This window comes from Bacillus sp. EE-W1 (assembly GCF_009760835.1).
In the GTDB taxonomy this organism is placed as follows: domain Bacteria; phylum Bacillota; class Bacilli; order Bacillales; family Bacillaceae_G; genus Bacillus_A; species Bacillus_A wiedmannii.
In genome coordinates this window covers 134,865-149,687 of record NZ_WIPE01000052.1, presented here as the reverse complement: position 1 = coordinate 149,687, position 14,823 = coordinate 134,865, and the positions used below count along the sequence as shown (strand labels likewise).

Here is a 14,823-nt window from a genome sequence, read left to right as displayed (position 1 = left end):
CTTCATGAGCGACTATTTAGTACCTCAGCAATATGCATTACTTTTATTTCTTTTCCTAAACGCTCAATACGTCCGCCAATGTTTAACAAACACCCACAATCTGCACCGATTAAATAATCAGCACCTGTTTCCATTGCACTATCTACCTTCTCATCTACCATTTGCTCAGAAATTGGAGTCATCTTCACTGAAAACGTTCCCCCAAACCCACAACAATTTTGTTCGTTTGGCAGTTCTCTCACAGTTAATCCTTTTACATTTGATAATAAAATTCCTGGTGCCTCTTTTACTCCAAGCAGGCGTGTCATATGACAAGATTTATGAATAGTAGCTATCCCTGGTAAGCTTGCACCAACATCTGTCACTTTTAAAACATCTACAATAAATTGTGTAAATTCATATGTTTTATCAGCAACCTTTTGTGCACGTTTAGCCCACTTCGGATCATCTTTAAAAACATGCGGATACTCATGAAACATTGTCGCACAAGAACCAGATGGTGTAACGATATATTCTGCATCTTCGAAAGTTTCAATCATATGTTTCATCGCTTCTTTTGCTGCTTCTACATGGCCGCTATTATAAGCAGGCTGACCACAACAAACTTGTGCTTCTGGAAATTCAATTTCACAACCTAAACGCTCCAACACTTCAACTGTTGCTTTGCCGACGTTTGTTTCAAACATATCGACTAAACAAGTAACAAATAAAGTAACTTTCATAATTATTACTCCCCCTTTTTACAACTCCACCAACAAACGTATGGTCATCAGATGACTAAGGAAAGAAGAAGTAGGCTCAACCATGGCCTATCCTCTCCCTCTTCTAAAGAGAACGCTTACTTAATCTTTCTCTATTTTATCAAAAAATTTGATTTTTAAAAGATTAAATTACGAATTTATATCGTTTTTACCTGTGACAATATGTTCTACATTTGTTAAATGATCTAGCATTGCTTGCTGCGCTAATTCTACATCTTGCTTTAACACTGCATCATATATAACTTGATGCTCTTCTATAAGTCGTTCTGATGTTGTTTGTTCACCATATAAAATAATGCGTCTTGATTCACCAATCGTTTCAGCAATCATCTCTGAAACGTGATTCATGAGTTCAAGCAAAATGTTGTTATGCGAAGACTCCGCAATTCCCATATGGAACTGAAAATCTGCTTTTTCGCCAGCCTTTTCATCTCCAATGCTCTTTACCATTTCATCTAACCAATGCTTCATATTTTGCAAATTATCTTCCGTACGTTTTGCCGCAGCTGCTCGAACTGCCCCCACTTCAAGCACCTTTCGTACTTCTAATAAGTTTAAAATATCTTCTTTCTTCATTAATAATTTATTGTTTAATGATTTTGTTAATGAAGAAGAATCGAAATTCTTCACATATGTACCTTCTCCTTGTTTCATCTCAATTAAGCCCATTGCTCTTAGCGCACTTAGCGCTTCTCGAACAGCAGATCTACCCACTTGAAACTGCTCAGCTAATTGATGTACAGGAAGTAGTTTGTCACCAGGTTTTAACGTACCATTTTTAATCATTGTTAAAATAGCTTCAGATACTTCTTCGTAAATCTTTTTCGGTTTAATAGATTTGTACTCCAGTTAAATCACCTCAGTATCTTCCAAACAACAATTGAAACGATTTATAAGAACTTTGCATCATAACTATTTTAGAACGAATTGGTAAGAAGTACAAATGTTTTGTTCATAAAATCGTCAAATTTTTAATATTTATTTGATATTAATTTATAATTATTCCTCTATTCATTGCACTCATGAAGAAAAGCATGTCCTTCACGTTAGAACATGCTTTCTTCAACTTGTATTTTCAATTTAATACTAACCGTCGTTCCATGCCCTTTTTCACTTTCAATTCGCCACTGTCCATCATGTATATGAACAATTTGTCTGACAATGGCAAGGCCTAAACCTGTTCCACCATGTTGACGACTTCTCGCTTTATCAACGCGGTAAAAACGTTCACCAAGATTTTCTAAATGCTCTGTTTCAATACCGATTCCTGTATCTTTTATGTTTAATTCACAGTAATCATCTATCTGCCTGAGTGTTATCACAATATCCCCATTTTGATTTGTATACCGTATCGCATTATCTAACACGTTATGAAGCACTTGTTGCATACGATCCTCATCAATCATTACAATGATTTCTGGATTTAAATTTGTTGAAATACGAATTTTCTTTTCTATAAACTTAATCTCATACGTATCTAACACATCTTCAATCAGTTGTGAAAAAACGATAGGTTGTTTCTTTAACGGAAAATGTTCACCTTCTAATTGTGCTAAATCTAATAAATCATGAACGAGACGCTGCATACGACCCGCTTCTTTATGAATGAGCTGTGTTACTTTTTCCTGCTGTGGCCCCTTCGCTACACCATCTAAAATAGCTTCGCTATATCCTTTTATATAACTAAGCGGTGTTCTTAGTTCATGCGAAACGTTAGCTAAAAATTCCTTACGCTTTACGTCTTCTGTCTCTAAAGAATTTGCCATTTTATTAAATGCTTTTCCTAATCGTCCAATTTCATCTTCGGAAGAAATTGTAATCCGTTCTGAGAAATCTCCCGTAGCCAAATGATTGGCAACTCGTTCCATTTGCGAAAGCGGTCTCGTAATAGCAATAATAATCTTTCTACCAATCCATATTGTCAGTAAAGTCATAGCAAGTGCTAATGGTGCTAAAATAAGGCCCATATCATATATTAAGTCTTTTATACTTTTTAAAGGAATATAAGAATATACAATGCCAACTAACTTTTTATTTTCTAAAACAGGGATGACAACCCCCATAATATTTCGGTCAAAATGTTCCTCATACCCTATCTTTGTCACAGTTTTTCCATCTAATAATGCTTGCCTGTCCCCTTCACTTATAAGAGAATGATGATGCACATCAAAAGGTAAACACGCGCTTAAATCACGCGGATTAGATACGAAAAGAACATCTGAACTAGATATTTGATCAAATGCTCTTACTTTCTCTTCAAAAGTTGCTATTCCTTCACGCTTATCATATTGCGCAGCAAGACGTTTCCCTTCCATTACTAATGAATCTTTTAAATTATCAACGTATAGTTTTTCATACGAGTATAAAGATACAAAATAAAGAAAGGAAACTGTTACACATACTGCACATACTACTGTAAGCCAAAGCTTCTGTACCATCGTAAACATACGTTACACCTCAAATTTATAGCCTACACCCCAAACCGTTTGAATGTAGTTTCCACTTTCTCCAAGCTTCAAACGCATCGTTTTCACGTGCGTATCCACTGTTCTTGTACTTCCGGCATAATCATATCCCCATACCTTTTCCAGCAATTGTTCCCGGCTAAATACTTGTCCCGTATGTTGGCAAAGAAAATAGAGTAAATCAAACTCTTTTACTGTAAGAGAAATCGGCTCACCATCAGCCTCAATCTTCCTACTTTTTTCATTAATAAGTATCGGTCCAAACTGAATCTCTTCTTGTTGCTCTTGCTTTGTATAACGTCTTAGCACAGCTTCCATACGAGCAATTAGTTCTCCAGGACTAAAAGGCTTTACAATATAATCATCTGCTCCCATACGCAAGCCGTTCACCCTATTCCACTCTTCACCTTTTGCTGTTAAAAATATAATTGGTACATCCGACGTTTTTCTAATTTCTTTACAAACTGAAAGTCCATCCATCTCTGGCATCATAATATCTAATACAACGAAATCATAATGATCAGTCTCTAATTTTTTTAGAGCCTCTTTTCCATTTTCAGCTTCTCCCCACTCGTATCCGAAATTATCTAAGTACATTCCAACAAGCTGCCTCATATCACTTTCATCATCTACAACTAGCACCCTATATTTACTCATTGTCCTTCCCTTCCCTTTCTATGAGTTGAAACGGCCCTTTTCCGACTTTAATTGTTTGTTTTATTTTCAAGCTCTTCATATCCATGACACACACTTCATCACTATCATAGCTTGCTACGTATCCTTCTGCTCCGCTCTTCAAAAATGCAAATGGATTCGATCCTACTTCTACAGAAGCCACCTCTTTATACGTGCTAACATCAAACTTTCTAAGCGTATTCGAACCGTGACTTAATGCATATACATTCTTATTATCCTTCGTTATATTCACAGGCATAAACGGAGCATGTAAAGAACGTACCATTTCTCCGCTCTGCAATGAATACACTAATACTTTTTCATTGACTTGATTTCCATCACCATGTCCGCCAATCCATATTTCTTTCCCATCTGGGCTAATTGTCGCTCCCGTTGATGCTGGGGGAATCATAAAGGATTGTATCACTTCTTTTTTCTTTGTATCAATGGTCGTTAGCTTCGTATCATAAAAGTTTAATACAGATAACTGGTTATCGTGCTCTACCATCGTAATTGGTCCTTTTCCTGTTGATACACTCCCTGTCTCTTTCCCTTTTATCGTAAAGAACCTTACCTTTTGGGCAGTTTGATCGGCAGCAAATAATTGTTTTTTATCCTCGGATACAATCACATTTACAATGCCTTTTCCCGTTTTATATTTGTCCACTTGCCTTCCTTCTGCTAGTGAATATACATACATGTACTCTAACTGCTTGCCATATACAAGTATGTCCTCACCGTTTGGAAGTAGTGCAACTCCTGCCATTGGTTCATTAAGTTCCCATGTCGTAATTAACTTTTTAGTTTTTTCATCAACAAAACTAATACTACCTTCTTTTATATTCGTTGTTATAATAACACTTTTATCTTTAGCAATCGGTGTATATGAACTTCCTTGACACCCTACTAATAGAAATAAAAAACAGAGAAGAAAAACATACTTTCTCAAAAGATTCCCTCCATCTTCGGATGATTTCGTTATAATTGTAAAATAACAAATAAATGTGTGGAAAGTGTGAAATTTTCCTTTCTTACTTCATTTACATATATAATGTACAACAAATAGAATTTGAGGTGTGCAAATTATGCTTTTTCCTGATTTAGCAAATAAAATTGTACGAGAAGTACGCAGATTAATTAAAGAAAATATCATTATCATTAATATACAAGGCGTTATTATCGCAAGTACAGATGTAGAAAGAATCGGCCAATTTCATGAAGGTGCACTCCGATGCGCGAAACAAAAGAAAACTGTCATTATTACAAAAGAAGATGAACGACGTTTGCAAGGCGTAAAGGCGGGTATGAACCTCCCCTTACTATTTCATGACGAAGTAATTGGTGTCATTGGAATTACAGGCGAACCTGAAAACATTTCACAATACGGAGAAATATTACGTAAAATGACCGAACTACTCATTCACGAAAACTACTTTTTAGAACAACTAGAACTTGAACACCGTTCTTATGAAGCATTTGTCTTTGATTGGCTTCAAAATACAGACTGGTCTCCAAGCTTTCTCGATCGCGCAAAAACACTTGGTATTGATTTATATAAGAAGAAACAACTTATTTTGTTCTCTATCGATCAAAATGACACGATGCTTCAGCGTAAGATTTGGCAACACGTACGCAATCTATTAACAAAGGAGCATCTATTTGTTCGTTGGGGAAATGATCGATTCATTTTATTTACAGCCACAAACTCCAAAGAGCAAACGTATCAATTTTTAAAAAGATTAAAACAAGACTGTGAAACTTTGTTTTCTATTCCTTTATATATTGGGATTGGACAATCCGTTACACCAAGCAATATGAACTTATCGTACGAACAAGCATTACAAGCTCTTTCCGTATCACTTGAAACGAAAAAAATTGTATTTAATGAAGATTTACGTTTAGAAATGTGCTTACAAGATATTTCTGCTGAAACGCGGGAACAGTTTCTAAGGCGTACTATCGAAAACTTACTATCATCTCCTGAGCTTATGCACACTTTACGCTTATTTATTGATTATAACCAATCCTATAAACAAACAGCTGAACAATTACATATACACATCAACACATTGCATTACAGACTTAAAAAGATTGAGGAGCATACAGGACTTGACCCGAAACAATTCAAAGACTTAAACATTTTATACTTCTCGCTTCTCTTATTAGATAATCACACAAAAAAGAATGATAAAAAAGATTAATCTTTAGATGATTATACATAGAAAGAATCCCCCAACTTTTTTATCATTATAATGAAAGCACTGTTACAACGTTTTTTATGATGACTAAATACCGTTAACAGTTTGAGGGGGATTTCCAATGTTAGAAAAGCAAATTATTCATTCATTCGTATCCATTGTTGGCGAAGATAATGTAGATACATCCAATATGGGGCGTTTAACGTATAGTTATGATGCCACTCCAAACTTCCAAGCAATGCCTGATGCAGTCATTGCTCCTCGTAATACAAATGAAGTAGCTGAAGTGTTAAAAATATGTAACACTCACAAAATTCCTGTATATGTTCGTGGTTCTGGAACAAACCTTTGCGCGGGGACATGTCCACTTGAAGGCGGTATCGTCCTTATCTTCCGCCATATGAATAACATTTTAGAAATTGATGAAGAGAATTTAACAATTACTGTACAAGCTGGTGTAATTACACTTGATATTATTAAAGCGGTAGAAGAAAAAGGTTTATTTTATCCACCAGATCCAAGCTCGATGAAAATTTCTACAATCGGCGGTAACATTAATGAAAACTCAGGTGGATTACGCGGATTAAAATATGGCGTAACACGTGATTATGTGATGGGTCTTGAACTTGTCTTACCAAATGGCGATATTATTCGTACTGGCGGTAAATTAGCAAAAGATGTAGCCGGTTACGATTTAACTCGTTTATTTATCGGTTCTGAAGGAACACTTGGCGTTGTAACAGAAGCAATATTAAAACTTGTTCCTATGCCTGAAACGAAGAAAACGATGCTTGCACTATATGAAGATATTAATGAAGCTGCACGTGCTGTTTCTTCTATTATTGCAAATAAAATCATTCCAGCGACACTTGAGTTTTTAGACCAGCCGACAATTGAAGTAGTAGAAGAGTTTGCACAAATCGGTTTACCAACTGATGTAAAAGCAATTTTATTAATTGAACAAGACGGTCCACCTGAAGTTGTCCATCGAGATATTGAAAAAATGGCTAACGTTTGCCGCTCTATGAATGCAGTCGATGTTCGCATTGCAAAAGATGAAGCGGAAGCAGATGCGCTTCGGACAGCTCGCCGTAGTGCACTATCAGCACTTGCAAGATTAAAACCTACTACAATATTAGAAGATGCAACGGTACCACGCTCACAAATAGCTCCGATGGTTGAAGCTATTAATGCCATTGCAAAAAAATATAATATTCCTATTTGTACGTTTGGGCATGCTGGCGATGGCAACCTACACCCAACTTGTATGACAGATGCTCGTAATGAAGAAGAAATGCACCGAGCTGAACAAGCTTTTGCTGAAATATTTGCGAAAGCAATTGAACTTGGTGGCACAATTACTGGTGAACATGGTGTTGGTGCGATGAAAGCTCCTTATTTAGAAATGAAATTAGGTAAAGAAGGTATTGCTGCCATGCAAGGAATTAAACAAGCCTTCGATCCAAATAACATTATGAACCCTGGCAAGATGTTCGCGAAAGACACTCGCAAAAGAGTGGTGGTTGAGCGATGACAACATTAAATAAAGAAAACATTCAAAAAGAATTTAAAGAAAGATTAAGTGAAGATGAACTACTAAACTGTATGCGATGCGGTTTCTGTTTACCTACTTGTCCTACTTACATTCAATCTGGATATAAAGAATCACATTCACCACGAGGACGTATTGCATTAATGAAAGCGGTCGTTGACGGTTTAATTGAACCAGATGAAGATGTTGAAAATACATTGAATGTTTGCCTTGGCTGCCGTGCTTGTGAACCTGTTTGTCCATCAGGTGTAAATTACGGACATTTATTAGAAGAAGCTCGTGACATTATAAATCAAAACAAAAAGTTCTCGGTGCCAGTGAGAGCCGTTCGTAAAGTCGTTTTTGAAGGGCTCTTCCCGCATCAAAATCGAATGAGAACATTAACAGGCTTAATCGGATTTTACCAACGTTCTGGTTTACAAACACTAACACATAAAATGGGTATTATGAAGTTATTCCCTGAAACACTTGCAACAATGGATCTTGTTTTACCAAAAGTCCCTAAAATGAAAGCAATGAAAGATCGTCCTGCATTTTTACCTGCTGAAAGTACAAAAAAGAAACAAGTTGCATTCTTCACAGGCTGTTTAATGGATACGATGTTTTTAGAAACAAATAACGCAACGATGAAACTTCTTCAGTTAGCTGGTTGTGATATCGTTATTCCGAAAACACAAAGTTGCTGCGGTGCATTACATGGGCATGCTGGTGAAAAGAGCGGAGCGAAAGAATTAGCGAAACGAAATATAAAAGCATTCGAAGATTTAAATATCGACTATATTATTACGAATGCAGGTGGTTGCGGAGCTTACCTCGTAGACTACGATTATCTTTTAAAAGATGATCCACAGTGGGCTGAACGCGCAAAGCAGTTTGTTTCTAAAATTAAAGATATTACTGCTATTCTAGTAGAACTAGATTTCCATAAACGAAATGACTTACGACTTCCATCGCAAATTATTACGTATCAAGACTCTTGTCATTTACGCAATGTTATGCGAACATCTTCAGAACCTCGTATGTTACTAGAAGCAATTCAAGGCGCAACATATCGTGAAATGAAAGATGCGGATCGCTGTTGTGGTTCTGCTGGTATTTACAATATTGTTCATTCAGAACTATCCATGGAATTTCTAGATTATAAAATGGACCGTGTACATGAAACAGAAGCAGCAACTATTGTTACTGCAAATCCAGGTTGTCTACTACAAATGAAATTAGGCATTGAACGAGAAGGACTTTCTCATAAAATGAGAGGAATTCACATCGTAGATTTATTATTAGAAGCAATTGAAACCAACTCGTAATAACTCGTAACATACGTAATAATAGGAAAACGGCTATCTCCTTCGTCTATGTAAAGAGATAGCCGCTTTTTTGTCCGCTACAATATTAAAAATATGTTACTTTATTATAAAAAAGAACAACAGATACATTACAGTTTTGTAAAAATCAATCCAGTATATTCCTAAAAAAAACTCTCAAACCATTGATACAATAGGATTCTTCATTTTCTGTTTAGGTAAATTCATCCAAAATACCCCTCTTAAAACCAAGTATAAAAATGCTGAAAATTCCTTTTATACTCTATGTTTCTCTTATTTTTCCTCTTTTCCCCTCTTAGGATAAATTAGGTAAATTTTAAGTCTATGAATTTTTTTCCATCTTTTTTCTCACAAAATCTATGCTACGATGAATTTGTCAGTCAGACAGGCTGTCAAAAACAAATCGTGTGAAAACAAATTAAAACTTTATATAGGGGGACACACATCATGAAAAAGCGTGTTTTATTATCTGTAGCTGCTGCAACGGCTCTTACTTTAGGAGTATCTTCTCTAGATGCACAAGCTGCAACAGTACAACCATCTAACGTAAAGGTTCAAAATATTCAGCATTCAAAAGTGATGATGAAGCAAATGAGCCAACAAGAATTACAAGCATTCTTACAATCTATGGGCGTGGAATCATTAGCACAATGGCAACAAGGAAACTTCCAACCAAATTGCATTATTCCTGGTCAACAACCAACTGAAAATGTTGTAACTGAGCAACCAACAGCTAAGCCAGAAACTCAAAAGCCTGCTGAGCAAAAACCAGTTGAACAAAAGCCTGCTGAAGAAGTTCAAAAACCAGAAGCTCAAAAACCTGCTGAAAACAACAATACTCAAAAACCAGCTGAACAAAAACCTGCTGAGCAAAAGCCTGCTGAAGAAGCAAAATCTTTAAGCGAATTCGAACAACGTGTTGTTGAATTAACAAACGCTGAACGTGCAAAACAAGGCTTACCAGCACTAAAAATCGATACTGAATTAAGCAAAGTAGCACGTGTTAAATCTGAAGATATGCAGAAGAATAACTACTTTGATCATAACAGCCCTACATACGGGTCTCCGTTTGACATGATGAAGAAATTTGGTATTTCTTATACATCTGCAGGTGAAAACATCGCTCAAGGCCAACGTACACCTGAAGAGGTAGTACAAGCTTGGATGAACAGTGCTGGACACCGTGCAAACATCTTAAATAACGGCTTCACTCACATCGGTGTTGGCTATGTAGAAAGCGGCAACTACTGGACACAACAATTTATTACGAAGTAAATAGATTAAAAGAGTCTTCTCATAATGAGAAGACTCTTTTTTATGTTTCATAACTTTCTATTATGTATGAGTATAAAATGTAAAACATGAACAAAATAGAACCACTACTTATTACACTAAGTAATACATAAAACCCCCACTTCAAGTTCAAAAATAATGAAAATAATATACTACATGCCATCATTTGAAAAATCCGCCTACTCACTAAACGGATCTTTTGTAATTTGATTGGGTCTTTTTCCGTACTCTGAACTTGTTTAAACAACTTACTAAGCATAAAAAGAAACATACTAATCCCAATTGTTAGTCCTGTTTGAAAGGATATCATACTTCCAAAATTAATAAAGAGAATGAGCATATGGATAAACAACATAAATAAAGTAATCGTCTTTAGAAATCCACTTATAATGACATGCTCGCCTTCATTAAACTTATATATATTATGTGAAATAATATACATCAACCCATGTAAAAAAATAAGAAAAAAAGGAATAAATGCTATAACAACTTGTTTACTCATAAAATCGTTCGGCCCACCATTTTCATCCCAATGTACAGCCATCTCATTTGGTAAATATGGATAGAGGCATAGAGTAACTAAAAGACAAACGAAAAATATTCCTAGTATGTATTTATATTTGACCAAGCAATTCTCACCTCTCTTTTCTCTTAACGGCTTCGCTTCTTTTAGAGAAATTCCTGCAAGAATCTACTTTTCTCAAATTTAAACTTACACTTTACGCATTCATTCTTTGAAATTCTTTCATTGTATCATTTAATTTTGCAGGGAATGGTACATCCACTTCGATCTCTTCTTTCGTAATTGGATGTAAGAAGTTTATCTTCATCGCATGTAACGCTTGCCTGGACATATATTGCGTTTGCCCACCATATAATACATCCCCAACTAATGGATTACCATGATAGCTCATATGAACACGAATTTGATGGGTTCTACCTGTCTCTAATTGTAACGTTACGAACGTAACATTTTGGTTTTTAAAATACTTCTCTACTTTATAAAATGTGATAGCTTGATCTCCCTTTGGAGAAACACGTCGTCTCGTCGCATGATGGCGATCTCTTCCAATAGCTGCGTCAATTGTTCCTTGCTTACCTTTTACTTTCCCTTCCACAAGCGCCGCATATGTTCTTTTAATTTTTCGTTCCATTAATAAACGATCCATAATTGCACCAGCAATTCTATGCTTAGCAAACACGACACCACCTGTCGTATCTTTATCTAACCGATGAATATGACGAACCTTCGTCTCTAAACCTTGCATTTGAAAATGAAAAGCAACAAGGTTTGCAAGTGTTCCCATCCCGCCTTTTTCCGCAGGATGCGTATCCATCTTCTCAGGCTTATTTACGATGAGTACGTGATCGTCTTCATATACTTACATCTAATTCACCATATTCAGGATCTACATCGTATTCTTCTTCCATAAACATATGCACTTGTAACTTATCGCCTTCTTTTAAAAGCTCATTCCATCTTCTCTGTTCTCCGTTAACGGTAATACCTTTTTCCATACGAAGCTGATGTAACAACTTTTTCGGTATTTCCCATTCTATTTTTAATAACGAATCAATACTTATGCCATTCCATTTCGCTGGAACAGTAATTTCGCACCATTCGCCCTTCTTCTTCGTTTCCATACTGTATCACCTTATTTCTATTGATTCTCTCATTGTAACGGAAAACACAATTTGATGCACCGTCAAAAATAGAGGCCAGTCTTATAGTAGACTGGCCCCCTCACGCTCTACGCCGTTTCATTTCCTGCAATACTTCTTCCGCTTTTTGCTCATACGATAAATCTTTAAAGAAATCCGCCAATCTTTTATAATCATTATACGTATCTAATAAGTCATCAATTTTTTCTACTTTCATCACTTGTTGTTTTTGCTTCATTTTTACTGGATAGCGATAGCCCGATACCTCTTGTATTTTGTAATACTCATCCTCTACTTGAATGACCTTTACAAGTTCCTCCTCTTCCGCATCCATCGTATACCCATCAAAATCTCTAAGTAATTCATAAATGATATGAGTCCATTCATCTTTTGGATAATATCCTTTTTCTAACCGATAACCGACAATGCGATACATATGCCCATCGTTTTCTGCAAACTGTACTGTATCATTTAGCTTAAACTTAAAATAACGAAACATTGCCTTCACCTACTTATATGTAATGTTCTTATCACATACTATTTGCAAAATGTAGGTCTTGCTATTCATAAAAAAATACTCATCTATAAGATGAGTATTTTTTACGATGATTTTTCTCTTTTCTTTCGGAATGGTAACCACCAGTTCCAATCTCCAAACAGTTTCATTAAACTTGGTACAAGCATAAGACGAATAATTGTTGCATCAAGGAATATTGCTAATGCAACACCAAGCCCCATTTGCCGTACTGGTAAAATATCAGTAAAGGCGAACGCACCTGTTACAACAATCATAATTAACGCAGCTGATGTAATGATCCTACTTGTTGACACAAGTCCTTCTAACGTTGCTTGATCATTATCTCCTGTTTCTTCATATAACTCATGAATACGTGAAATAAGAAAAACTTCATAATCCATACTAAGCCCAAATACGAGACCAAAAATAAAGATTGGTAAGACAAATAGAACAGGACTCGCTTCTAAACCAAAATGCCCACCTTCAAATAACCAAACAACAATTCCAATTGTTGCGCTTAAACTAAGTATATTCATAATAATCGCCTTAATTGGAATGAGTATAGATCGGAATGCAAATAATAATATAACAAAGGTCGATCCAAATATAACAGACATACCAATTGCAACTTTATCTTTAATTTCATCTTCTAACTCTTGTTGGAACGTCGTCATCCCGCCTAAATAATACGTAACATCTGTTTCTTTATAATTTTGTTTAAAATCACGAACCCACTGTTTAGCAGTTTCAGTACGTGGTTTTGTTTTCAAAAAGATTTCTATCGTCGTCTTATTTCCTTTCGTATACGCTTCAAATATAGGAGCTAGTTTCGCCGCTTCTGGCGACTCTAACATTCCAGCAACTTGATCTGCTTTCATACGAGTTAACCCGTCGTATAAACTTCTAACTTCATATACTTTCTTATCATCTTTTAACTTTTGAACGACTTCTTCTATCTTTTGTAAACTTTCTTTTTCTTTCATATCTTTTTTCGTCTCTACCACTAACGTAACATCAGCGTGTTTTTTTGCAGTTTTATTAAATGTCTCTTCGTACTTCTCATATGCAATTCTTGTATCACTTTGTTTAGGTAGAGCTTCTACGTCAGGGAACTGCAAATTAGCTGTACGTAACGGTAATAAGCAAATAACAATAAATGTTGTAACAATAATAATCATTGCGATTGGATGTTTCATTACAAATTGCGCAAATTTGCGCCAAGCCTTTGCCGGCGTATGTGCTACTTGATTCTTTTTTAATAGTCGTTTCCCAATTAATGATAATAGCGCTGGGAGAAGTGTGAGTGAGAATAAAATACTCATAATCACAACAATCATTCCGCTAATTGCGACAGACTGAATATAATCGATTTTAAAGAAAAACAAGCCAGATAATCCAACAAATACACATAACCCTGAAAATACGATAGCGCGCCCTGCTGTTTGATATGTAATTGCTATCGCTTCTTTTACCGCTCGCTTTGCAACTTCCTCTCGAAAGCGATTTACAAATAATAGTGCAAAATCAATAGATAGCGCAAGTCCAATCATCGGTGCAACATTTAACACAAAGATAGATAGTTCCTTATCGCTACCTATAAAGTATAATATGCCCATCGTACTAATAACACTAAGCGCCCCATTTACAATTGGTAAAATAGATGCCAAAAGACTACCAAATGAAAATAGTAATACGAGAAATGCAATTGGTAACCCAATCATCTCCGCTACTTTTAAATCATTTTGCGTTCTTTCATTAATCTCTTGATTAATTTTTGGAAACCCTGTAGGCGTTACTTTTAATGCGGCATTACTTTCCTTTTCGATTTTATCAGCAAATTGCAATGTCTTTTCCATTCGTTCTTTATTTGTTTTCCCGGAAAATAAAATTGTCGCATAGCCGATATCATCTTGTAACATTTCTTTATTTTGCACTGGGTGATGGAAAGATTCATATGTCTCTTTCTCTTGTACATTCTTTACAATTCCCTCTACTTGCTTTTGAAATTCCTCATGTGAAGCACCCTTATTTTTTTCAAAAACGAGTAGAAGTGTGTCTTGAGACCTCTTAAAATCTTTATCTAAAATTTCTTTCGTTTTTTGATAGTCCCCTTCCGTTTGGAAACCATCACCGCCTAATACTCCCGGCAGCTTTGGAGCGAAAATACCGAGTGCGATCGCAACCAATAGTAATGCTACAATTACTGTATAACGAAACTGATACAAAAAAGCTCCTAATTTCCCCCACTTATCTACTTTATGTACATTTGTTTTCACACATTTTCACCTACTTTAAATAATTCAATTGTCATTTATACTGTATCACATCTTCGTACAAACAAAAAACGTCTGGAAACACTATAATGATAGTTTTTC

At 35.7% G+C, this 14,823-nt stretch carries 12 protein-coding genes and 1 pseudogene; 4 read left to right on the top strand and 9 right to left on the bottom strand.

Annotated features, from left to right (window positions below; all coding sequences use genetic code 11):
- Positions 1–2: 2 nt before the first annotated feature.
- The 5 genes from GFJ36_RS05925 to GFJ36_RS05905 form a co-directional block, all read right to left on the bottom strand.
- Complete coding sequence (locus GFJ36_RS05925) at positions 3–722, bottom strand: (Fe-S)-binding protein (protein WP_000869144.1); 720 nt, start codon at positions 720–722, stop codon at positions 3–5.
- 168 nt (positions 723–890) lie between these two features.
- A complete protein-coding gene (locus tag GFJ36_RS05920) occupies positions 891–1,580 on the bottom strand; it encodes a FadR/GntR family transcriptional regulator (RefSeq protein ID WP_255256195.1) in 690 nt (229 codons plus the stop codon).
- Between the two features lie 227 nt (positions 1,581–1,807).
- Positions 1,808–3,208 carry a sensor histidine kinase gene (locus GFJ36_RS05915; protein WP_000494801.1) on the bottom strand — a complete coding sequence of 467 codons (1,401 nt, stop codon included), beginning with the start codon at positions 3,206–3,208 and terminating at the stop codon, positions 1,808–1,810.
- A 3-nt stretch (positions 3,209–3,211) separates the two neighbouring features.
- Positions 3,212–3,883, bottom strand: a complete 672-nt coding sequence (locus tag GFJ36_RS05910; RefSeq protein ID WP_000049878.1) for a response regulator transcription factor — start codon at positions 3,881–3,883, stop codon at positions 3,212–3,214.
- On the bottom strand, positions 3,876–4,850 hold the full coding sequence (locus GFJ36_RS05905) for a YncE family protein (RefSeq protein WP_001234162.1): 975 nt from the start codon (positions 4,848–4,850) through the stop codon (positions 3,876–3,878). The genes GFJ36_RS05910 and GFJ36_RS05905 overlap by 8 nt, the downstream gene beginning before the upstream one ends.
- 136 nt (positions 4,851–4,986) lie before the next feature.
- On the opposite strand from GFJ36_RS05905, the gene GFJ36_RS05900 reads away from it, so the two are divergent.
- The 4 genes from GFJ36_RS05900 (at position 4,987) to GFJ36_RS05885 (ending at position 10,251) form a co-directional block, all read left to right on the top strand.
- Positions 4,987–6,102 (top strand): CdaR family transcriptional regulator, encoded by a 1,116-nt coding sequence (locus GFJ36_RS05900; RefSeq protein ID WP_048545040.1) that lies wholly within the window; start codon positions 4,987–4,989, stop codon positions 6,100–6,102.
- 118 nt (positions 6,103–6,220) lie between these two features.
- On the top strand, positions 6,221–7,633 hold the full coding sequence (gene glcD / locus GFJ36_RS05895) for a glycolate oxidase subunit GlcD (RefSeq protein WP_097890403.1): 1,413 nt from the start codon (positions 6,221–6,223) through the stop codon (positions 7,631–7,633).
- Positions 7,630–8,958 carry a (Fe-S)-binding protein gene (locus GFJ36_RS05890; RefSeq protein WP_097890405.1) on the top strand — a complete coding sequence of 443 codons (1,329 nt, stop codon included), beginning with the start codon at positions 7,630–7,632 and terminating at the stop codon, positions 8,956–8,958. Before glcD ends, GFJ36_RS05890 begins: the two co-directional genes overlap by 4 nt.
- 465 nt (positions 8,959–9,423) lie before the next feature.
- Complete coding sequence (locus GFJ36_RS05885; protein ID WP_000747605.1) at positions 9,424–10,251, top strand: CAP domain-containing protein; 828 nt, start codon at positions 9,424–9,426, stop codon at positions 10,249–10,251.
- 40 nt (positions 10,252–10,291) lie between these two features.
- Here GFJ36_RS05885 and GFJ36_RS05880 read toward each other — a convergent pair whose 3' ends face one another.
- The 4 genes and pseudogenes from GFJ36_RS05880 to GFJ36_RS05865 form a co-directional block, all read right to left on the bottom strand.
- Positions 10,292–10,897 carry a DUF1648 domain-containing protein gene (locus tag GFJ36_RS05880; protein WP_060489453.1) on the bottom strand — a complete coding sequence of 202 codons (606 nt, stop codon included), beginning with the start codon at positions 10,895–10,897 and terminating at the stop codon, positions 10,292–10,294.
- Positions 10,898–10,988: 91 nt separating this feature from the next.
- Positions 10,989–11,913, bottom strand: a pseudogene (locus GFJ36_RS05875) (RluA family pseudouridine synthase).
- A gap of 100 nt (positions 11,914–12,013) precedes the next feature.
- Positions 12,014–12,430: a hypothetical protein gene (locus GFJ36_RS05870; protein ID WP_060489448.1), complete on the bottom strand. Its 417-nt coding sequence runs from the start codon at positions 12,428–12,430 to the stop codon at positions 12,014–12,016.
- A gap of 101 nt (positions 12,431–12,531) precedes the next feature.
- Complete coding sequence (locus GFJ36_RS05865; protein WP_157349515.1) at positions 12,532–14,724, bottom strand: MMPL family transporter; 2,193 nt, start codon at positions 14,722–14,724, stop codon at positions 12,532–12,534.
- Positions 14,725–14,823 lie beyond the last annotated feature (99 nt).